Genomic DNA, 23,737 nt, shown 5'->3' with positions numbered 1-23,737 from the left:
CGCCCCACCCCGTCCCGTACCCGAGGAGATCCGCCTTGATACGCCCCGCCCTCGCCGGCGCCGCAAGAGTGCTCGCCGCCACCCTGGCCGTGACGCTCCTGCCCGCCCTGCCCGCCGCCGCGGCGACCGCCGCCAAGGGGCCACCGGCCCCGCCCTCGGACGCCAGGCTGGCGGCCGAGGCCGCCCGGCACGACCTGACCCGGGAGCAGTTCTACTTCGTGCTCCCGGACCGGTTCGCGAACGGCGACCCGCGCAACGACCGGGGCGGGCTGACCGGTTCCCGCCTGGAGACCGGACTGGACCCGACGGACAAGGGCTTCTACCAGGGCGGGGACCTCAAGGGGATCACCGACCGGCTGGACTACATCAAGGGGCTCGGCACCACGGCCATCTGGATGGCGCCGATCTTCAAGAACCAGCCGGTGCAGGGGACGGGCAAGGACGTCTCGGCCGGGTACCACGGGTACTGGATCACCGACTTCACCCAGGTCGACCCGCACTTCGGGACCAACGCCGATCTGGAGCGGCTGATCGACAAGGCGCACGCGAAGGGGATGAAGGTCTTCTTCGACGTCATCACCAACCACACCGCCGACGTCGTCGACTACCGGGAGGCGTCCTACGGGTACCTGTCGAAGGGCGCCTTCCCGTACCTGACCAAGGACGGGGAGCCGTTCGAGGACTCCGACTACGCGGCGGGGGAGGGGAGGTTCCCGAAGACCGACGCCGACTCGTTCCCCCGCACCCCCTTCGTCCCGGCCGCGAAGAAGAACCTGAAGGTCCCGGCCTGGCTCAACGACCCGACGATGTACCACAACCGGGGCGACTCCACCTTCGCCGGCGAATCCTCCGACCAGGGCGACTTCTTCGGCCTCGACGACCTGTGGACCGAGCGTCCCGAGGTCGTGGAGGGGATGGAGAAGATCTACGAGAAGTGGGTCGAGGAGTACGACGTCGACGGCTTCCGGATCGACACCGTCAAACACGTCAACAAGGGGTTCTGGACGCAGTGGGCCACCGCCCTCGACGCGTACGCCGCCCGCAAGGGCCGCAAGGACTTCTTCATGTTCGGCGAGGTCTACTCCGCCGACACCGCGATCACCTCCCCGTACGTGACGCAGGGCCGCCTGGACGCCACCCTTGACTTCCCGCTCCAGGAGGCGATCCGCTCGTACGCCGCCCAGGGCGCGGAGGCCGGGAGGCTGGCCTCCGTCTTCGCGGACGACTACCGCTACACCACCGACAAGGCGAACGCCTACGAGCAGGTCACCTTCCTCGGCAACCACGACATGGGCCGCTTCGGGACCTTCCTGAAGCAGGACCGTCCCGGGGCCGGTGAGCAGGAGCTGCTGGACCGGTACCGGCTGGCCAACGAGCTGATGTTCCTCTCCCGGGGCAACCCGGTGATCTACTCCGGCGACGAGCAGGGCTTCACCGGCGCGGGCGGGGACAAGGACGCCCGCCAGCCCCTCTTCGCCTCCAAGGCGGCCGACTACCTGGACGACGACCAGCTCGGGACGGCGCGCACGCACGCGAGCGATGCTTACGATCCGGGGCACCCGCTCTACAAGCAGATCAGTGCTCTCGCGAAGCTGACCAAGGACCACCCGGCCCTGCGCGACGGCGTCCAGAGCGAGCGCTTCTCCGACGGTTCGGCCTACGCCTTCGCCCGCACCGACAGCCGCACCCGCACCGAGTACCTGGTCGCGGCCAACAACGCCACCGCGCCCCGCACCATCGACCTCGACGCCCCGGCCGGCGTCCAGTACGCAGCCCTCTACGGCGGCACGGCCACGCTGATCCGCGCCTCCGCCGCCGGCAAGCTGACCGTCACCCTCCCCGCTCTCGGCACCGTGGTCCTCCGGGCCACCACCCCCGCCGCCAAGCCCACCACCAAGCCCGCCCTCACCCTCAAGGCCCCGGCCCCCGGCGCCACCGGCACCGTCGAGCTCTCCGCCGAGGTCTCCGGCGACCCCCTCGCCCGGGTCGTCTTCGCCGCGCAGACCGGCACCGGCACGTGGCAGGTCCTCGGCTCCGCCGACCACGCCCCGTACAAGGTCACCCAGTTCATCGACCCGGCCACCGCGGCCGGCACCCCGCTGCGCTACAAGGCCGTCGTCGTCGACTCCGCCGGCCGCACCGCGAGCGCCCTCGCAGCGTCCGTCACCGGCGAGACCCCGCCCGCCGAGGTCCCCACCGCCACCCAGCGCGACTACGCGGTCGTCCACTACAACCGCCCCGACGGCGACTACACCGACTGGCGGCTCTACGCCTGGGGCGACCTCGCCGAAGGCGAGGCCACGCCCTGGCCCGCCGGCCACGAGTTCACCGGCCGCGACGCCTACGGCGCCTTCGCGTACGTCAGGCTCAAGCCCGGTGCGAGCAGCGTCAGTTACCTCGTCATCGACAAGAACGGCACCAAGGACGTCGCCGCCGACCGCACCATCGACGTGACGAAGACCGGCGAGATCTGGCTCGAACAGGGCAAGGAGCCCGCCCGCACAGAGCGCCCCGCCTACCCGCCGCAGGACACCGCCAAGGCCGTCCTGCACTACCAGCGCCCCGACGGCGCCTACGACGGCTGGGGCCTGCACGTCTGGACCGGCGCGGCCACCCCCACCGACTGGTCCAAGCCGATCCTCCCCACCCGCACCGACTCCTACGGCGCCGTCTACGAGGTCCCCCTCGCCGCCGGAGCCGCCAGCCTCAGCTACATCCTCCACAACGGCGACGCCAAGGACCTCCCCTCCGACCAGTCCCTCGACCTGCAGACCAACGGGCACGAGGTGTGGATGCTGGGCGGCAAGGAGAAGTACCTCCTGCCGCAGCCCGCCGGGTCGGCCGCCGCCCTGGACCTCACCAAGGCCCAGGCCGTCTGGATCGACCGCGACACCGTAGCCTGGAACGCCCCGCCCGCCGCCGCCTCCCTCCAGCTCCTCGCCTCCCGCGAAGGCGCCGTCAAGGCCGAGAACGGCACCCTGACCGGCCGGGCCCAGTGGCTGCGCCTGGCGAAGACCGAGCTGACCGCTGCCCAGAAGCAGAAGTACCCGCACCTGGCCGCGTACGCCGCCTACACGGTCGACCCGCGCGACCGGGACCGCGTCCGCGAAGCCCTGCGCGGCCAGCTCGTCGCCAGTGCCCGCGCCGCCAACGGCGCCGTCCTCGCCGCCACCGGGGTCCAGCTCGCCGGGGTCCTCGACGACCTCTACGCGACCGGCGCGCAGAAGTCCGCCCTCGGCCCCGTCTTCAAGGACGGCCGCCCCACCCTCTCGGTGTGGGCCCCGACCGCCCAGCACGTCGCCCTCGAACTCGACGGCGGCCGCACCGTCCCGATGCGCCGCGACGACAGCACCGGCGTCTGGTCGGTGCGCGGCGAGCGCGACTGGACCGGCAAGCGCTACCGCTACGCCGTCACCGTCTGGGCTCCCAGCACCGGCCAGGTGGTCCGCAACCTGGTCACCGACCCGTACTCCACCGCCCTGACCACGGACTCCGCCTACAGCCTGGCCGTGGACCTCGCCGACCCCAAGCTGGCCCCGGCCGGCTGGCGCGAGCTGAAGAAGCCCGCGCCCGTCCCCTTCACCTCCGCGCAGATCCAGGAACTGCACATCCGCGACTTCTCCGTCGCCGACACCACCAGCACCCACCCCGGGCAGTACCTGGCCTTCACCGACACCGCCTCGGCGGGCATGCGCCACCTGCGCGAACTGGCCGCCGCCGGCACCTCGTACGTCCACCTCCTGCCCGCCTTCGACATCGGCACCATCCCCGAGAAGCCCGCGGACCGCACCGAGCCCGCCTGCGACCTGAAGGTCTACGCCCCCGACTCCGAGGAGCAGCAGGCCTGCGTGGCCGCGGCGGCCGCGAAGGACGCGTACAACTGGGGCTACGACCCGCTGCACTACACCGTCCCCGAGGGCTCGTACGCCAGTGACCCCAACGGCACGGCCCGCACGGTGGAGTTCCGCCGCATGGTGCAGTCCCTGAACGGCGCGGGCCTGCGCACCGTCATGGACGTGGTCTACAACCACACCGTGGCCGCCGGCCAGTCCGACAAGTCGGTCCTCGACCGCATCGTCCCCGGCTACTACCAGCGGCTGCTGGCCGACGGCTCCGTCGCCACCTCCACCTGCTGCGCCAACACCGCACCCGAGAACGCCATGATGGGCCGCCTCGTCGTGGACTCGGTGGTCACCTGGGCCAAGCAGTACAAGGTCGACGGCTTCCGCTTCGACCTCATGGGCCACCACCCGAAGGCCAACATCCTGGCCGTGCGCGCCGCCCTCGACGCGCTGACCGTCGCCAAGGACGGGGTCGACGGCAAGAAGATCGTCCTCTACGGGGAGGGCTGGAACTTCGGCGAGGTCGCGAACGACGCCCGCTTCGTGCAGGCCACGCAGCAGAACATGGCCGGCACCGGCATCGCCACCTTCTCCGACCGGGCCCGCGACGCGGTCCGCGGCGGCGGCCCCTTCGACGAGGACCCCCGCGTCCAGGGCTTCGCCTCCGGCCTGTTCACCGCCCCCAACGCCTCCCCGGCGAACGGGACCCCGCAGGAGCAGCGCGCCCGGCTCCTGCACGACCAGGACCTGATCAAGGTCGGGCTGACCGGCAACCTGGCCGCGTACGCCTTCACGGACTCCACCGGCCGCGCGGTCAAGGGCGCCCAGGTGGACTACAACGGAGCCCCCGCCGGATACGCGGCGGCCCCCGGCGACGCCCTCGCCTACGTCGACGCCCACGACAACGAGACGCTCTTCGACGCCCTCGCGTTCAAGCTCCCCGAAGGCACCTCCACGGCCGACCGGTCCCGCGCCCAGGTCCTGGCGATGTCCGTCGCCGCCCTCTCCCAGGGCCCGGCCCTCTCCCAGGCGGGCACCGACCTGCTCCGCTCGAAGTCCCTGGACCGCAACTCCTACGACAGCGGCGACTGGTTCAACGCCGTCCACTGGGACTGCAAGGACGGCAACGGCTTCGGCCGCGGCCTGCCCCCGGCGGCCGACAACCGCCCGAAGTGGACCTATGCGAAGCCCCTGCTGGCAGCGCCCGCACCCGGCTGCGCGGAGATCGGCGGCGCCTCGTCCGCGTACCGGGACCTGCTGAAGATCCGTACGACGGAACCCGCCTTCGCCCTCACCACCGCCGAGGCCGTCCAGGCGGAGCTGGCCTTCCCCCTCTCGGGGGCCGAGGAGACCCCGGGCGTGATCACGATGACCCTGGGCGACCTGGTCGTGGTCTTCAACGCCACCCCCACCGCCCAGACCCAGCGGGTCCCGGCCCTCGCGGGCACGGCCTACGCCCTGCACCCGGTCCAGGCCTCGGGCGCGGACCCGGTGGTCCGGCAGGCGGCGTACGACCCGACGAAGGGAGAGTTCGCCGTCCCGGCCCGCACCGCCGCCGTCTTCAAGCGGGGGTGACGGGGGAGGGGCGGGTCAGGCGGGGTCGACCAGCGTGAGCTGATCGAGCCGCTTCTCCAGCAGGATCACCCCGTACACCCGCCCGTCCTTGCCCTCTTTGTTGGGAAACTCCCCGACCACCCGGTAGCCCGCGGACTGGTAGTACGCGAGCAGCCGGGGGTTGGTGGAGACGCAGTCCAGCCGCGCCCGTTCGCGGCCGGTCCTGGCGATGCGCCGCTCGGAGTGTTCGAGCAGCCGCCGGCCGGTCCCGGCGGGCGCGGCTTCGCGTTCGACCATGAGCCGGTGCACGTAGCCGGCCACGGGCGGCTGGATGCCCCAGGCCTCCTCGTCGGACCACCACAGCTCGTAGGCCCCGACGGTGTGCCCGTCGCCGTCGGAGGCGAGCCACACCTCGCCGCCGCGCATGATCGCCCGGAAGTGCGCGGGGTCCTTGTCCCCGGGCTTCCACTGCTCGATCCCGTGCGCGGCCATCCAGCGGGCGGCCTGGTCGTACAGCGCCACCAGCGTGTCGGCGTCCTTCTCCTCGGCCTGCCGGAACACGATCCCGTCGTCAATGATCACGCGGGCATTATTGCGCGCTATTCGATCAAGAGCAGCTGATCAACGCGGAGCGGGCAGCGAGGGGCCGGACGCCGAGGGGCCGGATCCCGTGGTGCCGGATCCCGTGGTGCCGGATCCGTGGGGGACGAGGGCCGCCAGCCGCCCCACCAGTTCCCCGAACGGCCCGTCGGCCGGCTCGTCCGCGAGGATCCGTACGAGGATCCCCGCCATCTCCGCGTCGTAGGCGGCGCTCACCGCGGCCAGCGCCGCGAAATCGTGCACGAGCTGCAGTTCCAGCTCGGCGCGCGGGATCCGCCGGCCGTCCAGCCAGATCAGCGCCGTCGACTCGGCCAGCGACACCCAGGAGCGCACCACGAGTTCCAGCCGGGCGGGCGGAGCCTCCTGCCCGACGCCCAGGTGCGCGAGGATCTGCTCGTACGCCGCCTGGCGGACCTCGTCGATCATCGCGTTGGCCCGGCTGCTGCCGACCGCCGGACCGCCCCGCATCAGCGCCGAGAACCCGGGCCCGTGGTCGTCGACGAAGGCGAAGAACCGCCCCATGACCCGGAGCAACCGGGCCCCGAGCGGCCCCTCCTGGGGCTCCTCGAAGCGCAGCGCGAGCTCGTCGGCAGCCCGCCGCAGCGCAGCCTCGTAGAGGCTGAGCTTGCCGGGAAAGTAGTGGTAGACCAGCGGCCGCGATATCCCCGCGGCCGCCGCGATCTCGTCGATGGACACATCGTCGGGCGACCGGTGGCTGAACAGCTCCAGCGCCACCCCGATCAGCTGCTGCCGCCGCTCCTCGACACCCATCCTGCGCCGCACCCCGGTTGTCATGCGGACACCCTACTGCGCACCCCCGCAGCGGCCCCTTACAGGTCCAGGACCAGGCGGTCCGAGGCCGCCCGGGACACGCACAGGAGCATGGAGTCCTCGCGTTCGCCGTCCGTGAGGAGGGTGTCGCGGTGGTCGATGTCCCCCGACAGGACCCGGTGTTGGCAGGTGCCGCAGAAGCCCTGCTCGCAGGAGTACGGGGTGTCCGGGAGCTCCCGGCGGACGGCGGTCAGGGCGGACTCCGTCGCCGCCACCTCCACGACCCGCCCCGAGCGGTGGAGTTCCACCGTGAAGGGCTTCGCGTCCCCGCCCGCTGCCGTCGGGGCGAAGCGCTCCAAGTGGACCGGGGTGCCCTCCGCGGCGGCCGCCCCGACCGCCGCCATCAGCGGGGCCGGGCCGCAGCAGTACACCAGCGCGTCCGGTCCGAGCGTGCCGAGCGCGCTCAGGTCGGGGAGGCCCGCCTCGTCCTCGGGGACAACCGTGACCCGGTCCCCGTACCGCTCCAGTTCGGCCAGGAAGGGCATCGAGGCCCGCGAGCGGCCCCCGTAGAGCAGCGTCCAGTCCGCGCCCGCCGCCGTCGCCGCGCGGAGCATCGGCAGGACCGGGGTGATGCCGATCCCGCCCGCGACGAAGGCGTAGGACGGGGCCGGGACGAGGGGGAAGCGGTTGCGGGGCGGGCGGACGGGGAGCTCCGCACCCTCCACCAGCTGGGCGTGCGCCTCGCGCGAGCCGCCGCGGCCGTCCGGTACGAGCCGGACCGCGATCGTGTAGCGGCCCCGGTCTGCGGGATCGCCGCACAGGGAGTACTGGCGGACCAGCCCCGAGGGCAGCTGCACGTCCAGATGCGCGCCCGGGGTCCACTCCGGGAACTCCGCCGATTCCAGGGTCAGGGACAGCACCCCGTCCGCAGGCTCCGTACGGGCGACGATCAGGGCCGGGATCCAGCGGCGCGGCGAGTACCCCGACACCGGATTCTCCAGCGCGGGCAGGGGCCACAGGGGCGATCCGGAGTCGATGCGCCGGCCGATCGCCCGCTTCGCCAGCCAGGCGGCGCCCGCGAGCGCCGTCACCGTGAGGGCACGCTTCATCCGCGGAAACCGCCGTTCGCGCCGGGGGAGGAGGCCAGATAGGCGACGGCCTGCGCCGTGGAGCCCTCCTGCGACGGGTGGTAGGTGCGCGAGAGGTACGTCGGGATCGACTTCAGCATCGCGCCCGTGGACGGCAGGGTCCCCTTGCGGCCCGAGCGGTAGAACTGGCCCACCGAGGCCCTGGACCCGGGCGGGAGCGAGGTGTCGTGCTCCATGAAGTAGCGCGATCCGCGCTGCCACAGGAAGACCAGCGCCGTGAAGGCCGTGGCCCAGGTGCGCGCCCGGCGGCGGTAGCCGCCGTCGAGGTGCATGAACAGGTCGAAGGCCACCGACCGGTGCTCGACCTCCTCCGCGCCGTGCCAGCGCAGCAGGTCCAGCATCATCGGGTCGGCGCCGCGCCGGTCCAGTTCGTCGGCGTTGAGCACCCAGTTGCCGAGGAAGGCCGTGTAGTGCTCGATCGCGGCGATCATCGCCACGCGCTCCATCAGCCACCACTTGCGGGGGGCGCCCGGCGGCAGCGTCCGGTCGCCGAGCAGCTTCTCGAAGAGCCAGTCGATCTGCGCCGTGTAGGGCGTCGGATCCAGGCCCAGCCGCTTGAGGTGGGGGAGCACGTCGTCGTGCGCGCTCGCGTGCATCGCCTCCTGGCCGATGAACCCGACGACGTCCTCGCGCAGTTGCTCGTCCGTGATGTACGGGAGCACCTGCTTGTAGACGTGCACGAACCAGCGCTCGCCCGCCGGGAGCAGCAGGTGGAGCACGTTGATGGTGTGGTTGGCGAAGGGATCGCCGGGCAGCCAGTGGAGCGGGGTGTCCTCCCAGGAGAAGGACACGTTCCGGGCCTTCAGATCTATGTGCTCCGACGCCACGGGGGCGGGCGACGCGGGCGGCGTATTAGACATGGCGTCAATGTACTGATGGGTAGAGGGGAGGGAAACCCCTCTGCGGGGACTTCTGGCACCACACCGCCCACCCCTGTGCGCCGCACCGCCCACCCCTGTGCGCCGCACCGCCCACCCCTATGCGCCGCCCCCGGCCTCCGTGCCCGCCCCTGCCCCCGCCGCCGGGGTGGGCTCCGCCTGCCAGTTGATGGAGCCGGCTCCTCCGAGCGGGAGCCGCCCCGGGGTCAGTCCGGTGGCGTCCTTCACGGCGTGGCTGAAGTGCGCCTGGTCGTGGAAGCCCGCGAGCACCGCCACCTTCGCCAGCGGTACGCCCCGCGACTGGAGCCGGAAGGCGTGCGTCAGCCGCAGCACCCGGGCGATGGCGCCCGGCGGGTGCCCGATCTGCTCGCGGAAGCGCCGCTCCAGATGGCGCCGGCTCCAGAGCAGCTGGGCCGCGAGCCGTCCGATCCGGATCCGCCCCTGGGTGCGGTGCAGTTCGTGCCACGCCAGCATGATCTCCGGGGCGATCCGCACGGCCTGCGCGCCCCGGTGCCCCGCCATCAGCCGGGGCAGCTCCGCGTCGAGGATCGCGGCGCGCCGCTGCGCGTCGGCCTCCTCCAGCATGCGCGGCAGGTGGCGCAGTCCGCGCGGCAGCAGGTCCGAGGGGTCGAGGTCGGTCCGGTGCCACTCCGACATCGGGACGCCGAAGAGCCGGTAGGCGCCCATGGGCCGCATCCGGACGACCACCCCGCGCACGTCGCCCTCGTGGTCGGCGCGCACCGCCACCGTCGCCGGGAGGTCCACCCGGGAGGGGCTCTCGCTGTAGATGCGCTCCCCGGCCATCCCGCGGGTGCGCACGGGTGCGCCGAATCCGAAATTCACGGTGGCCACGGTATTGGGCAGCAGAATGCGTCCGCGGTGCGTGCCGGCCTTGTAGGCGTAGCTCGAATATCCGCACACAAGCCCTTTCAGGCCGTTTCCCGGAAGGAATGCGTGGCTGGAAGCCGAGGCTGGAGCTGTAGGCACGAGTGTCCTCCTTCGGATGATCTTCGGTGACGCATGGTGCCTGGGTTGCGGGTGTGTCGAAAGTCCCCTGTCAGCCATCCTTTGAACCGGACTTGACCGTTCCTTTTCGTGTCGCACATCTACAAGACCGGGCCGGCGGAACACCCCAGGATTTCCCCAGCACGACCGGACCGACTGAATGCCGGAATCCGTGTGGATCCGGAATCGGTCGGGCTGTGGAATGCGCAGAGAAATCACCGATTCAGAGGGGAAAGGTCTCATGGCACCGCGTAGCACCTTCCTGTCGGCCGCACCCGCGAAGGCCGCCGTGGCCCTGGCGATGACGGCGCTCACCCTGTTCGCCGCACCCGGCGTGGCCGGCGCCGCCTCGGCTCCGGACACCGTCCGCTCCGAGTTCGCCGCCCAGGCGCGCACCGCGGGCCTCGACGCCGCCCAGGCCAAGAGCCTCCAGAAGCGCGTCGACTCCTACCTCGGCAAGGAGAAGGGGAAGCAGGTCGCCGTCAACAAGATCACTCTGGACAAGGGGGCGGAGATCCTGCTGACCCTGCCGGGGGAGACGTACGCCCGGGAGGTGGGCGCCCCCAAGATCACATCGGGCGCGGCCGCGTCCGAGTACTGCGCCTACACCTACGTCTGCGCCTTCCAGAACACGTGGTTCCAGGGCGACAAGAAGAGCTTCTTCACCTGCAACACGCTCAACTCGATCCCGTGGGCCGGGACCGGTTCCTGGATCAACAACCAGCGTGCCGCGCTCCGCGCCAAGTTCTACCGGAGCGACAAGACCATCGGGTGGATCTCCCCGGGCGGCTACAGCGAGGACGGACAGGCGCCCTGGGGCTGGGTCTATTGGCTCAGCCCCTGCTGATCCGCCCGGGCCTGAACTGCGCCTGACCCGGGCCTGACCCGGGCCGGGCCGACCGGTGCGCCGCCAGGACCGTCCGCTGAGCCGCGGCCCTGGCGGTGCACGGCCCCGATGGGTGCCGGGGGGCATCCATCGGGGCCCCGGCCCGCCCGCCGGAGCCGGACGTCAGCGCAGCACGCCCGCCTTCGAACCGTCCGTGAGCTTGCCCGTCAGTTCCACCTGCGCCCCCGCCGGGGCCTTCACCGCCAGCCGGTTGCCCACCGCGACCCCGCTCACCTGGCCGCCGCCCACGGTCAGCGAGGCGAACTGCGCGCTGCCCGCCGCCAGTACGTACCACTGCCCGGCCTTGGACTTCCACAGCACCCCGGCCAGCACCCGCGGTTCCCGCGGCCCGCACGCCGGCGTACCCTCCGCCTTCGCCGCCTGCGCCGCCAGCGGCGCGCCCGGGGCCAGGAACTGGGCCTGCACCCGGTCCGCCGTGCCCTGCCAGGTCTCCGCCCGGGTGCACAGCCAGGTCGCCGTGCCGTCGCCCTCGGGCAGCGGCTGCTTCGCGTACGTCCACGCGTTGACCGTGCGCACCCCGTGCGAGCGCACCGAAGGCAGCAGGCAGGCGATCCGCGACCAGTCGCCCAGCTCCGCGCCCTCCGTCACGTTCCGCTCGGCGCCCGGTGCTCCCGAGGTCAGCCGGGCCGGGGTCAGCTCGCCCAGGTCGGTGATCAGCCGGGTCGCGCCGTCACCGGTCACCGCCAAGGCGTTCCAGCTCGTACAGGTGCCCTCCGGGGCGGGGCTCGGCACCGGCGGAGTGATCCCCTCCGGCGTCAGCTCCAGTCCCGTCGGGGCGTCCCCCGGCTTCAGCAGGTCCCGCTGCGTCGCGGCCGTCACCCAGGGGGCCGTCAGATAGCGGACGTTGCCGTCGACCCGGCTGAGCACCAGGGCCGCCGCCGTGTCCGCCGAGGCGCCGTCGGTCCGGGCGAAGTCGAGGGCGGCGATCTCGGTGCCGGAGCGCGGTTCGGCGTACCGCACCACGCGCAGGCCGTCGTACAGCAGGACCACGACGGCCTGGTCCACGGTCCCGGCGAACAGCAGCTGCGGGGGTCCCATCGGCGGCCCCGACGGGGTGCCGGGGGTGGCCGAGACCACGACCGAGCGGCCCGGCCGGGCCCAGACGGCCAGCGCCCGCCGCAGCAGCGCGGCATCGTCGACGCGGTCGCCGCGCGCGGGCCAGCCGGAGTAGTCGGTACGGGAGGCCGTGCGCCAGACCGTGGGCGCGACCCGGAGCAGCTGCCCGGGGTCCAGCGCCTGCTCCGCGGCGGCGTTCTTCGCGTAGAGCGGGGCCGCGGCCCCGTCGGCCCCCCACCCGCCGCCGGGCAGGGAGAGCAGTACCCCGCACGCGGCGAGGGCGATCCCGGCGGCGATCCCGGCCCGCACGAGCCGGCGGCGGCGCAGCAGGTCGGTGGGCCGGGCCTGGAGCACGCAGGGGTCGAACTCGGGGGAGGCGAACAGCTCGTCGGTCGACGGGTCCCCGGACTCCGCGACGGCGGCGGCCGGATTGACCACCCCCGCCTCGGTCAGCACCCGCAGCACCTCCGGCTCGGACAGCCGCTCCAGCGCCCGCAGGACGCACGCCGCCCGGCCGGGCCCGTCGAGGGTGGCCAGCCACTGGTCGAGCGCCAGCTCCTCGGCCCCGCCCGAGCGCGGGAACAGCCGCAGCCCCCACACCTGGGGGAGCAGCGGCGGCAGTTGGGCCCGCCGGGGCAGCGCGCGGAACGTCAGCGGGATCCCTGCCTCCAGGGCGGAGCGCAGCACGCGCAGCCGTACGTACGCGTACCCCGACTCGGGACCCGCCCCGCCCCGCTGCCCCGGCACCCCGCCCTGCACGGCGGCCTGCGCGGCGGCCGACCCGTCCCGCCGGCCGCGCGGCAGGGCGCGCTGGGCCAGCGAGTGGGCGGTGAGGACCCGGCGGTTGCGGCCGAGCGCGGGCGGCAGCACCAGGTAGGCCAGTCGCACCAGCCGGGGATAGTGCTCGACGATGGCGGCCTCGGCCTGCTCGACGTCGGGGGAGAGGGGGCGGGTGGCGGTATCCGGCGCAGTCACGTTCAGCAGAACGAGCGAATGGTCGGATGGTCACCGGGTCCCAGCGCGCATGTTCGGACCGGACCGGCCGCCCGCCCGCCCGGCGGGCCCGGACGATCAGACGGTCAGGCGGGTGCGCAGGGCCTCGACCGTCTCGTCGGGGACGCCGAGTCCCTCGCGCACGTACTTCTCCATCGAGCCGTAGCGCGTGTTCACCTCGTCCAGCCCGGCCTCCAGGTAGGAGGGGAAGACGCCGATCAGCGCCAGCGCGATGTCCGGGTCTCCGCCGGCCGCCGTGAAGCCCTCGATCATCGGGGCGAAGGCGATCCGCACCGCCGGGTTGACCGACAGGTACTCGCTCATCAGCGTCTCGTCGTCGGCGCCGAGCAGCGACAGGATGACGGTCGCGCCCCAGCCCGTACGGTCCTTGCCCGCCGTGCAGTGGAAGAGCAGCGGCCCCGACTGCGGGTCGGCGAGCTCGGTGAGGAGCAGCCGGTACGCGGACTGCGCGGAGGCGGAGCTGACCAGGGAGCGGTAGAGGCTGGTGAACAGGGCCTGCACCTTGCCGCCGCCCAGGTGCTCCTCCGCCACCACCGGGTCGGACAGGATGTCCTTGAGCTGGGCCGCGGGAATCTTCCCCGGGCCGCCGTCGCCGCCGGCGTCGGCCGCCATCTTGTCGGCCAGGGCGTCGGCTATGAGGAGCCGGGCGCCGGCCGGCACCCGGTCGGGGTGCTGGCCGCGCTCCACGCCGGTACGGAAGTCGATGACGGTGCCGATGCCCAGCTCGGCCACCGCCCGGTCGACGTCGAGGTCGAGCCGGTCGAGCTGGCCGGAGCGCAGCACCAGACCCGGGCGGACGCTGCGGCCCCCGGCGAGCGGGGTGCCGCCGAGGTCCCGGAGGTTGGCGACGGTCTTGGCGGTGGTGACGGTCATCGTGGCGGCTCCAACGTGATCAGAGAAACATGATCAGAGAATCGAATGATCAGAGAACTGGATGGCTCGGAATGAAGCGCGCTGGGTGACGCGTGTCATCCGTATGATTTTCGGAGATTTCGCTCCGGAAAGGTAATCGGCCGCCAGCGAGACCCCGAGGCCGAGCCCCAGGGCCACCAGGTGCCCGGCGTCGGTGAAGGTCCGCTCCCGCCGCAGCACCGGCCGGACGGCGAGCGCCAGCAGGCCGGCCCGGGCGGTGGTGCGCACCGGTCCGCGCGGAAGGGCCGCGGTCAGCGCCCCGAGCACGGTGTTGAACCCGTAGCTGGTGCCCACGTCCACGGCCCGCCGGGTCCCGGGGCCGGCCGTCCGGCGGAGCACCCCGTAGACCAGCAGGGTGGCCGTGACGTGCCCGAACAGGAAGGCTGCCGCCGTCCACCAGGCCCCGTAGGCGTACTCGGCGTACCCGAGGACGGCCACCAGCAGGAGCGCGTACGGCAACGGCATCGGCTCCTCGACGAGGAAGGCGCTGGCCGGCAAGGTCTCCCAGCGGCCGGCGTCCAGGTTGTCGGCGTGGGTGGAGAACCGGCGCAGCAGCCGCTCCCGCGCCACCGGATCCAGCCGCTCCAGGGCGTACGCCCCGAGCTGGACCGTGCCCGTGTACACCGCGCTCAGCGGGACCGTCAAGGACAGGGGGCTCATCGGTCCATGATCGGCCACAGGGGTGCCGTACGGCCAGGCGGGGGGCCATGGCACTATGCGCTGGTCATGCCACACAGCCCCGCGCCGATGCGCGCCCTGCGGGCCGCACTCTTCGCGGCGGTGGCCGTCGCACTGGGTGCGACGGGGCATTCGTACATGTCCGGTACGGACCTTCCCGTACTGGCCCTTCTGTCCGCATTCGGGCTGACCGGCGGACTCGCCTGGCTCACCGCCGGGCGCCGCCGCGGACCCCTCGCCATCTCGGCGGCGCTGCTCGCCGTACAGGCGGCCCTGCACCTCGTCTTCTCGGCCTCGGCCGGCGGCGGGCACCGGGCCGGGGCGGACGGGGGCGACGGCATGGACATGGGTGCTGGCACAGGCACGGAGGGCGCGGCCGCGCACGGTGCGCACGCAGTGACCGGCACGCACGGCATGTCCGGCACCCACGGCATGCCGGCCATGGACGGCACGCACGGTATGGCCGGCATGGACGGCGCGGGCGCCCTGGACGGCATGAGTGCCATGGACGGCATGACCGCCATGGCGGGCATGGGTGACATGGCCGCCGGCCACGCCCACGACGGGCTCGGCATGATCGCCGCGCACGTCCTCGCCGGGCTGTTCTGCGCGCTCTGGCTGGCCTGGGGCGAGGCCGCCGTCTTCCGGCTCACCGCCGTCCTCGCCGCCGGGGCGCTGCTCGCCGCCCGGCCGCTCTCCCGGGTCCTCGCCCTGCTCCGCGCGCGCGGCGTCCCCGTACCGCCGGCGCCGGTGTTCCGGCCCGCCCGGTACCCGCGGCCGCGCACCCTGCGCGGGGCCGTGCACGCCCACACCGCAGAGCGGCGCGGGCCGCCCGCGCGCGGACGGATCCGTATCACGGCCCCCGGCCGTCCTGCCCGCGCCTGACCGAACGGCGCGCCCTCCCCGCCGCGGGTGAGGGGGCGAGACCCGGGGCCGCTCACCCCTGTCTTCGCCAACACCTAGGACACCCATGTCTCTCGACGAGGCCGTGGTCCGCGCAACGGACCCCGACGCGCCCGAAAGCCCCGCGCCCGAAAGCCCCGCACCCGCAACCCCCGCGGCCGAACACGCGCCGCCCCGCACGCCCGGCACCTGGGCCGCCCTGCGGCCGCTGCTCCTGCGCCTGCACTTCTACGCCGGGGTGCTCATAGCCCCGCTGCTGCTCGTCGCCGCCACCACCGGCCTGCTCTACGCCGGCTCCTGGCAGGCCGAGAAGATCCTGTACGCCGACGAGCTGACGGTCGACCGAGTCGGCGCGAGCGCGCAGCCGCTGGGCGCCCAGGTGGCCGCGGCCAAGAACGCCGCCCCCCAGGGCGAGGTCACCGGGGTGTGGCCCGCCCCGGAGGCGGACGCCACCACCCGGGTGATCATGGAGAGCCCGGAACTCGCCGAGGGCGAGACGCTCACCGTGTTCGTCGATCCGTATACGGCCGAGGTCCGCGGGAAGCTCACCACCGTCGGCGACGCGCTGCCGCTGCGGGCCTGGCTGAGCGAGTTCCACTCCAGCCTGCAGCTCGGGGAGTTCGGGCGGAACTACAGCGAACTCGCCGCGAGCTGGCTGTGGGTGGTCGCGCTCGGCGGACTCGCGCTGTGGATCGGCCGCAAGCGTGCCCGCAAGGCCGCTCTCGTGGTGCCCGACCGTACGGCGACCGGCCGCCGCAAGACCCTGTCCTGGCACGGCTCCGTCGGCGTCTGGATCGTGCTCGGACTCGTGGGCCTCTCCGCCACCGGCCTGACCTGGTCGCGGTACGCCGGCGAGAACATCGGGGAACTCAAGGACGGCCTCGGCGGGGGCACCCCGGCCGTGGCCGCCAAGCTCCCCGGCGCCCCGGCCGCCGACGCCGGCGGCGAGCACGCCGGGCACGGCGCGGCCGCCGGCGACCAGGCTGCGGCCGTGCCCGCCCCGGTCGACACCATCGGCATCGACGGAGCGGTGGCGGCCGCCCGGTCCGCCGGGGTCACCGAGTCGCTGCGGATCACCCTGCCCGCCCAGGGCAAGGGCTACGTGATCAAGGAGCAGGACAAGCAGGTGCCGGTGCACCTGGACGCGGTCGCCGTGGACCCCGCCGACGGCCGGGTCATGGACGAACTCCGCTTCGCCGACCACCCGCTGCTCGCCCAGCTGACCCGCTTCGGCATCGACCTGCACATGGGCCTGACCTTCGGGCTCGCCAACCAGCTGGCCCTGGCCGTGCTGGCGGTCCTGGTGATGTTCATGGTCGTCTGGGGCTACCGCATGTGGTGGCTGCGCCGCCCGACCAAGGAGCGCACGCTCTCGGTCGGCCGCCCCCAGCCGCGCGGGGCCTGGCGGAAGCTGCCGGTGACGGTGCTGCTGCCGCTGGCCGCGGCGACGGCCGTCGTGGGCTGGTTCGTACCGATGCTGGGCATCAGCCTGCTGGTGTTCCTCGCGGGTGACCTGGTGCTGGGCTTCGCGGCGTCGAGGCGTGCCGCGAAGGCGTAGTCCCGCAGTTGCCGACCGGGCCGGGTCCCCCACCGGGGGCCCGGCCCGACCGGTTTCCGGTCAGCCCTGCCTGCTCCTGCTCAGCCCTTCTTCCAGAGCGTGAGCAAAGTGACGTAGTCGGGCATGGGGCGGAGGGGGTTGTCGGTGTCGGGCACGACCTCGGTGATGCGCAGCATCGCCAGGTTCCCTTCGCTGGTCACTGTGCACAGCACGGTGCCCTTCGTGAGCTCCTTGCCCTTCTCCAGTACGGAAGCGGGCAGCGTGGAGGCCAGCGGGTTGGTGGCGACGGCGTCCTGGCACTCCTCCGGGGTGGTGCCGGGGCTCTTGCCCATGGCTGTCAGGAAGGTCAGGCTGTCGTCGCCCCAGGCTTGGTAGGTGAGTTCCATGCCTTCGGTCTTGCCGATCTTCCCCTTGGGGGTGATCTGCGGAGCGTCCAGGTCGACGTGGGTCCCGGTGCTCATGTAGGGCCCGCGCAGGGTCAGGGGCTTGTCCTGGAAGACCGCCGTGTACGCGGCCTTCGGCGCGGCGGGGGCGGAGGACGAGGCCTTCGGCGAGGAGGGGGCGGAGGGAGCGGTGGAGGCGGGGTCCGGAGCCCCGGCGGCGGGCGCGGCCGGGGTCTCCTGCCGGACGGCGGGTGTCTTCGCGTCGTTCTTGGAGTCGTCCTCGTCCATCAGCCAGACCGCGGCGCCGGCCCCCGCGACGACGGCCAGGACGAGCGAGGCGGCGACGAGCCCGCCGCGGAACCGCTTGGGGCCCGGAGCGGGGGCGGCGGCCGGAGCCGCGGTCGGCGGTGCGGGCTTCGGCGAAGGCTTCGGCGAGGGCGTCGGACGGCCCGGCTGCGGCGGCCCGGCGGGCCGGGGCGGTGCGTACGCGGTGTCCGCGGAGTGGACGCCGGGAGCAGCGCCACCCGCACCGGGGCCCGAGTCGGCCACGGTCGGCACCGGCGGATTCTCCGCGGCCCGTACCCGGCGGGCGATCTCCAGCCCGATCGGCTCCGGGAGCCACTCGTCGAAGTCGTTCAGCGGCCGCCCGGCGAACAGTTCGCACATCGCGGCGAGCTCGTCCGTACCGATCCGCTCCGCCGGATCCGCCGTCAGGCAGCGCTCCAGCAGCGGCTTCAGCTCGGTCGGGTAGCCGCTCAGGTCCGGGGGCGTCCGGTCGGTGTTGGCGATGCGCACGCCGAGGGCCGTGGCCCCGCCCTCCCCGTAGGGATGCCGCCCGGTGGCGGCCACCGCGGCGATGAGGCCGACCGCGAACAGGTCGCTCGCGGTGGTGACCTCGGCGCCCAGTGCGTGTTCGGGGGACATGTACTGCGGCGTGCCGATGACCCCGCCGGTGCGGGTGAGCTGCGTGCTGTCGGCGGCCCGGGCGATCCCGAAGTCGATGACGTACGGTCCGGCCGCTCCGAGCAGGAGGTTGGCGGGCTTCAGGTCCCGGTGCACGACTCCCGCGGCGTGGATGGAGCCGAGGGCCCGCGCCGTGCAGCCGATCAGCTGGAACACGGTGCTCAGCGGGAGCGGACCGTGGGCGCTCAGGGCGTCGTGCAGCGAGATTCCCGGTACGAACACCGAGGCGAGCCAGGGCGAGGCGCCCGTGGTGTCGTGGTCGAGGACCGGTACGAGGTGGTAGCCCTGCACCCGGCGTGCGGCCCGGACCTCCTGCTCGAACCGGCTCCGGAAGTCCCGGTCCTGCCCGAACTCGCGGCGGATCAGCTTCAGTGCGACGGGCTGCCCGCCGCGCGTGTGCGAGAGGTAGACGGTGCCCATGCCTCCCTCGCCGATCCGGGCGATCAGCCGGTAGCCGGCGGTCTCGCGGGGGTCCTGGGGCTCAAGTGGGGCAAGTACGCTGCCGGTTCCGATGGTCACGACGGAAGAGCCTACGTCAGGGACCGGGCCTGATCAGCACGGATGTGCGAGGAAGTCCCCTTTGGGGCGGCCTGAGTTGGGCCCGCCGGGCCCGTGCTCCCCCTCGTGGGCACGGGCCCGGGCGCCGGTCCGGTCAGGGGGCGTACTTGTACCCCACCCGGCGTACGGTCTGGATCGCCCCGCGGTGGGCGGCGCCCAGCTTGCGGCGCAGCCGCGCGACGTGGACGTCGACGGTGCGGCCGTCGCCGACGTGGCCGTAGCCCCAGACGGTGGTCACCAGCTGGTCGCGGCTGTGCACCCGGTGCGGGTGTGCGACCAGGTGGGCAAGCAGCTCGAACTCCAGGTACGTCAGGTCCAGGACCTCGCCGTCCACCTCCGCGGTGCGCTGCCCGGGGTCGATGCGGACCAGGGCGTCACCGGCGTGGGCCGCGGGGCCGGCCGCCGGGCCGGGGGCCGGGGCGGCGGGAACGGCCTGGGGGGAGAAGGCGATCGGCGGCTGCTGGTCGGCCGGTACGAGCACCAGGTACCCGACCATCGGCGGCTGGCCGGGGAGGGCGGGCAGGGTGTGCGCGGGGGCGGGCAGCCACGTGGCGCCCGGCGGCAGGAAGTCCACGACGCGAGCCACCTCGTCGCGGTCCACGGCGCGCAGGCGGTGGCGCGGACTGGGCGGGAAGCTCGGGTAGGCCAGGGACGAGGTCGCGGCGGAGGCGGCAGAAGCGAAGGAACGGGTGTTCGCCATGAGTGGTCAGCTCTTTCACGCGGAGTGGTCGGCAGGAGACGTGCGTAAGGGCGTCGTCTTGTGTCGTACCGCGCAGACCGAAGGCCTGGAGGAGGTCGCTTGGAGGTCCCGGAGGCTTTAGAGGGCCGGCGCGTTCTTCGCGCGGCAACACACCCGGTCGAAATCATGGTCCTGACGGGACGGCCAGAACGGCTCGAGGTCGCTACGACCTGTCGAGGTGTGTGAGTGGCTGGCCATGACCCCATTCAAGCAGACACGGGGACGCCGGGGCAGGCCCCGTCTCACTTCGTGGATAGGAATCTCATATTCCGCGATCATGCCGCGACCGGACCTTCACAACCCCGACAGACCGTCACCCACCCAACCGCTTCCTCCACTCCATGCCCGCCACCCGAACCGCATCACGGGCGGTTCCGTCCCACACCCATGCAAGCCCCACCGCATCCAACGCCCGGACGACCTCCCGCCCCACGGCGACGGTGGGCTCATCACCCTGCGCGAAGCCCCCGTAGAGCAGCCACAGGTCCCCTCCCGCGGCCACACCCTCGGTGCACTGCGAGTGAAAGAAGACGAACCCCCGGGCGTCCTCGCGGCCCGCCGCCCGGATCTCCGCGAGGCCGCAGGAGCGACAGCAGGCGAAGTTCTCCCGCGCGGTGATGCCGGTGGCCTCGAGCGAGGCGAAGGCCCGCGCCAGCCGCTCGGGGTCGGTCTCGCCCACCCAGTCGGCCTGTTCCGCCAGCCGCTCCCGCCAGAGCCGGTCCACCAGGTGCGCGGCCTGCGCACGTGACACCGGCCGGACCCCGTCCGCGACGAGGTACTCCTCGGCGTTCTCGCTCATGGCCGCCCGGTCGTCGTAACCGCACCGCAGCCCGTCCCGTACGTACGCGGTCAGCTCCTCCTCCACCTCCGGGGCGAGCGGAGCCGTCTCCTCCACCGGGAACTCAAGCCGCTCCCAGGACGGTCCGACGGCCCAGCCCTTTTCCTGGCGGGCCCAGCGGGCCATGACGTCCACCACCTCCGCCGTCGTGCGGACGAAGGCCTGGAAGTGCCGGTCGGGGGCGCCGTCGCGGTACTCCAGTTGGTAGTCCCCGCCGGTCTCGTGCCAGACCTGGACGAACACCTCCGGCTCGTCCGGCAGCCGCTCCGCGATGAGGAAGTGGTCGCCGTCGGCGCCGATGCGCCCGACGAGTTCGGACAGCATGGGCAGCGCGGGCCGGCGGTAGGTCTCGCCGGGCTGGGTGCGGAGGGCGACGGGCAGCATGCGCCACACGATGGCAGCCGCCACTGACAGCGCGACGCCCGCCCTCCCCGGGGGGAGGGCGGGCGTCGTGGTGGTGTCAGAGGGGGTCGGCCGGGGTCAGACCAGGCCGTCCTTCTCCAGGGCGGAGCAGCAGGTGTCCGTGATGAGGCGGGTCACCACGTACGGGTCCACGTTCGCGTTCGGGCGGCGGTCCTCGATGTAGCCCTTGCCGTCCTTCTCGACCTGCCACGGGATGCGGACCGAGGCGCCGCGGTCCGAGACGCCGTAGCTGTACTCGTTCCACGGGGCGGTCTCGTGCAGGCCCGTCAGGCGCTCGTCGATGCCGGCGCCGTAGTTCTTGACGTGGTCCAGCGGCTTGCTGCCCTCGCCCAGCGACTCGGCGGCGCAGATGATCGCGCGGTAGTCCTCGCGCATCGCCTTCGTGGAGAAGTTGGTGTGCGCGCCCGCGCCGTTCCAGTCGCCCTTGACCGGCTTCGGGTTCAGCGTCGCGGAGACGTTGAAGTCCTCGGCGGTGCGGTAGAGCAGCCAGCGCGCGATCCACAGCTGGTCGGAGACCTCCAGCGGGCCGACCGGGCCGACCTGGAACTCCCACTGGCCGGGCATGACCTCGGCGTTGATGCCGGAGATGGACAGGCCCGCCGCGAGGCAGTGGTCCAGGTGCTTCTCGACGATGTCGCGGCCGAAGATCTCGTCCGAGCCGACGCCGCAGTAGTAGCCGCCCTGCGCGGCCGGGAAGCCGTTGACCGGGAAGCCGAGCGGGCGGGCGCCGTCGAAGAAGGTGTACTCCTGCTCGATGCCGTAGATCGGCGCCTGTGCGGCGAACTTCTCCGCGATCGGACGCAGCAGCGCGCGGGTGTTCGACTCGTGCGGGGTCATGTCGATGTTCAGGACCTCGCACAGGACGAGGACGTTGTCGCCGCCGCGGATCGGGTCCGGGCAGGTGAACACCGGCTGCAGTACGCGGTCGGAGGCGTGGCCCTCGGCTTGGTTGGTGCTCGAACCGTCGAAGCCCCAGATCGGCAGGGCGTCGCCGTCCGCCATGATCTTGGTCTTGGAGCGCAGCTTCGCCGTCGGCTCGGTTCCGTCGATCCAGATGTACTCAGCCTTGTAGCTCACGGGCCCCATCCTTCGGTGCGTCGCTCCGGCGCAGACCCTTCGGGTGCTGCGCTGCGTCCTGCGGATCGCGTACGGCGGTTCACGTCCCTGTGGCTCGCCTACTGCGACATTCGTTCTGCGGTGTAGACCGCAGAGTGCCCGCTTGCGATTTCTCTTCCGTTGCCCGTATGTGAACCCCGTGTTACCGAGGTTTGCGCCGCAGGTGGGCGCGGTCGAGAGGGTTGGCGTCGGAACACCCGTCCGGGTGGGGCAGACTGGGCGGGTGAGCATTTCGTACGATTTGACGTCCGCCGGAGATGCCGCCGCAGAGGCCGCTCCCGGGCCCCGCCCACGCGTCGGGCTGCTCGGCACCGGCCCATGGGCCCGCCGCACGCACGCCCCCGCCCTCGCCGCGCACCCCGGCTCCGAGTTCGCCGGAGTCTGGGGCCGGCGCCCCGAAGCCGCGGCCGAGCTGGCCCGCGAGTACGGGGTGAAGGTGTACGAAGACCCCGACGCGCTCTTCGCCGACTGTGACGCCGTGGCCTTCGCGCTCCCGCCCGACGTCCAGGCCCCGCTCGCCGTGCGTGCGGCCGCCGCCGGCTGCCACCTGCTGCTCGACAAGCCCGTCGCCACGACCCCGGCCGACGCCCGCGCGGTCGCCGCGGCTGTGGCGGAGCACCGGGTCGCCTCCGTCGTCTTCCTCACCCTGCGCTTCGCCGAGCCGACCGCGGGCTGGGTCGCGGAGCAGGCGGAGCGCACGGGCTGGTTCACCGCCGCCGCGCACTGGCTCGGCGCGGTCTTCCCGCCCGACGGAGAGCCCAGCGCCTACGCGGACTCGCCCTGGCGCCAGGCCAAGGGCGGGCTGTGGGACGTGGGTCCGCACGCCCTGTCCGTACTCGTCCCGGTCCTCGGCGACGTCACCGAGGTCAGCGCCACCCGCGGCCCCGCCGACGTGGTCCAGTTGGCCCTGCGGCACACCACGGGCGCGGCCAGCACCGCCGTGCTCAGCCTCAGCTCCCCGCGCGCCGCCGCCGGTGTGGGGCTGGAGCTGCGCGGGACCGCGGGCGTCTTCGGCCTGCCGGAGTGGAGCGACGTCCCGGGGGCCTACGGCCGCGCCCTGGACGCGCTCCTCACCTCTGCCCGCACGGGGGTGCCGGACGTACGGGGGGCGGAGTTCGGAGCCCGGCTGACGGAGATCCTGGCGGAGGCGGAGGGGCAGCTGCCGCAGTGAGCGGGAGCCGTCACTTGATGACCGCGTTGGCCGCGATGATGGCCAGTCCGATCGTGGCGTCGGCGAGGCCGATGAGCAGGGCCGAGCCGAGCTTGTAACCGACCCGGATGGCCACGAAGGCCCCCCAGGCGAACAGCAGCGCGGTGTTCACGCCGAGCCCGACGGCCGTGACCCCGTGCGAGTCCCAGTCGGCGAGTCCGGCGACGAGCAGGAGAAGGACGGTGGGAAGGGTGGCCGCGATCATGGGCCACTCGTTCCACAGCGCCCGCGCGAGGATCCGCCACCGGTGTCCGACGGAGCCGGCCTGGTGGCTGCTCATGTGGTGCGAGTACCCGTGCGCGAGCCCGGCGGTGGCGGCGGTGACGAGCACCCAGCTGGCGTCGTAGAAGGGGGTGTACTCCCCGCCCTTCTGGTCCAGCGCCGCCAGCAGCCCGGACGCGAGGACGGTCCCGTACACCCCGCCGAACATCCAGTCGGCGCCGCGCCGGGGCGGCGGGAGCGGGGGGATCGCGGACGCGGGGAGACCCTGAGGCGTCTCCGGTGTCGGAGGCGCTGCCGGTGCCGGAGACGACGGCGGCACCGGAGGCTCGCCGGGCGTGGTGGGCCGCGGGTGGTGCTGCTCGTTCACGAGGGGTCCTTTGGTGCGGTACGTGCCTTTTGTGCTGGCCCCACCCTACGAGGCGTGAGGTGGGGCCGAGGTGAAGGGCCCGGCGGGAGCGG

At 73.1% G+C, this 23,737-nt stretch carries 18 protein-coding genes; 5 read left to right on the top strand and 13 right to left on the bottom strand.

What is annotated here, in order from left to right; translation table 11 throughout:
- Positions 1–35 precede the first annotated feature (35 nt).
- The gene (gene pulA / locus ACZ60J_RS15000; RefSeq protein ID WP_469682025.1) at positions 36–5,417 is read left to right on the top strand and encodes a pullulanase-type alpha-1,6-glucosidase; all 5,382 of its coding nucleotides are present in this window, start codon (positions 36–38) and stop codon (positions 5,415–5,417) included.
- A 15-nt stretch (positions 5,418–5,432) separates the two neighbouring features.
- Here the strand turns inward: pulA and ACZ60J_RS14995 are convergent, their stop codons facing one another.
- The 5 genes from ACZ60J_RS14995 to ACZ60J_RS14975 form a co-directional block, all read right to left on the bottom strand.
- Positions 5,433–5,978 carry a GNAT family N-acetyltransferase gene (locus ACZ60J_RS14995; protein WP_469682023.1) on the bottom strand — a complete coding sequence of 182 codons (546 nt, stop codon included), beginning with the start codon at positions 5,976–5,978 and terminating at the stop codon, positions 5,433–5,435.
- A 39-nt stretch (positions 5,979–6,017) separates the two neighbouring features.
- Positions 6,018–6,791, bottom strand: coding sequence for a TetR/AcrR family transcriptional regulator (locus ACZ60J_RS14990; RefSeq protein ID WP_469682021.1), 774 nt, complete (start codon positions 6,789–6,791; stop codon positions 6,018–6,020).
- Positions 6,792–6,826: 35 nt separating this feature from the next.
- On the bottom strand, positions 6,827–7,876 hold the full coding sequence (locus tag ACZ60J_RS14985; protein ID WP_469682019.1) for a PDR/VanB family oxidoreductase: 1,050 nt from the start codon (positions 7,874–7,876) through the stop codon (positions 6,827–6,829).
- Entirely contained in the window at positions 7,873–8,775 is a 903-nt protein-coding gene (locus tag ACZ60J_RS14980) for a metal-dependent hydrolase (protein ID WP_469682017.1), read from the bottom strand. The genes ACZ60J_RS14985 and ACZ60J_RS14980 overlap by 4 nt, the downstream gene beginning before the upstream one ends.
- 117 nt (positions 8,776–8,892) lie before the next feature.
- Positions 8,893–9,636 (bottom strand): helix-turn-helix transcriptional regulator, encoded by a 744-nt coding sequence (locus ACZ60J_RS14975; RefSeq protein ID WP_469682015.1) that lies wholly within the window; start codon positions 9,634–9,636, stop codon positions 8,893–8,895.
- Positions 9,637–10,039: 403 nt separating this feature from the next.
- Here ACZ60J_RS14975 and ACZ60J_RS14970 point away from each other — a divergent pair, with 403 nt between their 5' ends.
- On the top strand, positions 10,040–10,645 hold the full coding sequence (locus tag ACZ60J_RS14970) for a peptidase inhibitor family I36 protein (RefSeq protein ID WP_469682013.1): 606 nt from the start codon (positions 10,040–10,042) through the stop codon (positions 10,643–10,645).
- A gap of 162 nt (positions 10,646–10,807) precedes the next feature.
- Here ACZ60J_RS14970 and ACZ60J_RS14965 read toward each other — a convergent pair whose 3' ends face one another.
- The 3 genes from ACZ60J_RS14965 to ACZ60J_RS14955 all read right to left on the bottom strand — a co-directional run bounded on the left by ACZ60J_RS14965 (position 10,808) and on the right by ACZ60J_RS14955 (position 14,347).
- Positions 10,808–12,736 (bottom strand): hypothetical protein, encoded by a 1,929-nt coding sequence (locus tag ACZ60J_RS14965; protein WP_469682011.1) that lies wholly within the window; start codon positions 12,734–12,736, stop codon positions 10,808–10,810.
- Positions 12,737–12,832: 96 nt separating this feature from the next.
- Positions 12,833–13,648: a tyrosine-protein phosphatase gene (locus tag ACZ60J_RS14960; RefSeq protein WP_469682009.1), complete on the bottom strand. Its 816-nt coding sequence runs from the start codon at positions 13,646–13,648 to the stop codon at positions 12,833–12,835.
- A gap of 33 nt (positions 13,649–13,681) precedes the next feature.
- Positions 13,682–14,347, bottom strand: coding sequence for a rhomboid-like protein (locus ACZ60J_RS14955; RefSeq protein ID WP_469682007.1), 666 nt, complete (start codon positions 14,345–14,347; stop codon positions 13,682–13,684).
- 66 nt (positions 14,348–14,413) lie between these two features.
- Between ACZ60J_RS14955 and ACZ60J_RS14950 the strand changes: the two genes are divergently transcribed.
- Together ACZ60J_RS14950 and ACZ60J_RS14945 are read left to right on the top strand one after the other, a co-directional pair.
- Positions 14,414–15,250, top strand: coding sequence for a hypothetical protein (locus ACZ60J_RS14950; protein ID WP_469682005.1), 837 nt, complete (start codon positions 14,414–14,416; stop codon positions 15,248–15,250).
- Between the two features lie 85 nt (positions 15,251–15,335).
- On the top strand, positions 15,336–16,826 hold the full coding sequence (locus tag ACZ60J_RS14945) for a PepSY-associated TM helix domain-containing protein (protein ID WP_469682003.1): 1,491 nt from the start codon (positions 15,336–15,338) through the stop codon (positions 16,824–16,826).
- Between the two features lie 80 nt (positions 16,827–16,906).
- Here the strand turns inward: ACZ60J_RS14945 and ACZ60J_RS14940 are convergent, their stop codons facing one another.
- From ACZ60J_RS14940 to glnII, 4 genes are all read right to left on the bottom strand, one after another.
- Positions 16,907–18,691 carry a serine/threonine-protein kinase gene (locus ACZ60J_RS14940; RefSeq protein ID WP_469682001.1) on the bottom strand — a complete coding sequence of 595 codons (1,785 nt, stop codon included), beginning with the start codon at positions 18,689–18,691 and terminating at the stop codon, positions 16,907–16,909.
- 133 nt (positions 18,692–18,824) lie between these two features.
- On the bottom strand, positions 18,825–19,430 hold the full coding sequence (locus tag ACZ60J_RS14935) for a winged helix-turn-helix domain-containing protein (protein ID WP_469681999.1): 606 nt from the start codon (positions 19,428–19,430) through the stop codon (positions 18,825–18,827).
- A gap of 352 nt (positions 19,431–19,782) precedes the next feature.
- Positions 19,783–20,691, bottom strand: coding sequence for a DUF6891 domain-containing protein (locus ACZ60J_RS14930; RefSeq protein WP_469681997.1), 909 nt, complete (start codon positions 20,689–20,691; stop codon positions 19,783–19,785).
- A gap of 96 nt (positions 20,692–20,787) precedes the next feature.
- The gene (gene glnII, locus ACZ60J_RS14925) at positions 20,788–21,807 is read right to left on the bottom strand and encodes a glutamine synthetase (RefSeq protein ID WP_469681995.1); all 1,020 of its coding nucleotides are present in this window, start codon (positions 21,805–21,807) and stop codon (positions 20,788–20,790) included.
- Between the two features lie 280 nt (positions 21,808–22,087).
- Between glnII and ACZ60J_RS14920 the strand changes: the two genes are divergently transcribed.
- Positions 22,088–23,017: a Gfo/Idh/MocA family protein gene (locus tag ACZ60J_RS14920; RefSeq protein ID WP_469682441.1), complete on the top strand. Its 930-nt coding sequence runs from the start codon at positions 22,088–22,090 to the stop codon at positions 23,015–23,017.
- A 10-nt stretch (positions 23,018–23,027) separates the two neighbouring features.
- Here ACZ60J_RS14920 and ACZ60J_RS14915 read toward each other — a convergent pair whose 3' ends face one another.
- Entirely contained in the window at positions 23,028–23,645 is a 618-nt protein-coding gene (locus tag ACZ60J_RS14915; protein WP_469681993.1) for a hypothetical protein, read from the bottom strand.
- Positions 23,646–23,737 lie beyond the last annotated feature (92 nt).

This window comes from Streptomyces sp. NPDC104226 (genome assembly GCF_055584085.1).
This window is presented reverse-complemented; position numbering and strand designations above follow the sequence as displayed.

Excerpts from the sequence above, each read along its gene's own strand:
- ACZ60J_RS14970 (WP_469682013.1), top strand. The coding sequence starts at position 10,040 with ATGGCACCGCGTAGCACCTTCCTGTCGGCCGCACCCGCGAAGGCCGCC.
- ACZ60J_RS14980 (WP_469682017.1), bottom strand. The coding sequence starts at position 8,775 with ATGTCTAATACGCCGCCCGCGTCGCCCGCCCCCGTGGCGTCGGAGCAC.
- ACZ60J_RS14935 (WP_469681999.1), bottom strand. The coding sequence starts at position 19,430 with ATGGCGAACACCCGTTCCTTCGCTTCTGCCGCCTCCGCCGCGACCTCG.
- ACZ60J_RS14985 (WP_469682019.1), bottom strand. The coding sequence starts at position 7,876 with ATGAAGCGTGCCCTCACGGTGACGGCGCTCGCGGGCGCCGCCTGGCTG.
- ACZ60J_RS14930 (WP_469681997.1), bottom strand. The coding sequence starts at position 20,691 with ATGCTGCCCGTCGCCCTCCGCACCCAGCCCGGCGAGACCTACCGCCGG.
- ACZ60J_RS14955 (WP_469682007.1), bottom strand. The coding sequence starts at position 14,347 with ATGAGCCCCCTGTCCTTGACGGTCCCGCTGAGCGCGGTGTACACGGGC.
- ACZ60J_RS14950 (WP_469682005.1), top strand. The coding sequence starts at position 14,414 with ATGCCACACAGCCCCGCGCCGATGCGCGCCCTGCGGGCCGCACTCTTC.
- ACZ60J_RS14945 (WP_469682003.1), top strand. The coding sequence starts at position 15,336 with ATGTCTCTCGACGAGGCCGTGGTCCGCGCAACGGACCCCGACGCGCCC.
- ACZ60J_RS14960 (WP_469682009.1), bottom strand. The coding sequence starts at position 13,648 with ATGACCGTCACCACCGCCAAGACCGTCGCCAACCTCCGGGACCTCGGC.
- ACZ60J_RS14990 (WP_469682021.1), bottom strand. The coding sequence starts at position 6,791 with ATGACAACCGGGGTGCGGCGCAGGATGGGTGTCGAGGAGCGGCGGCAG.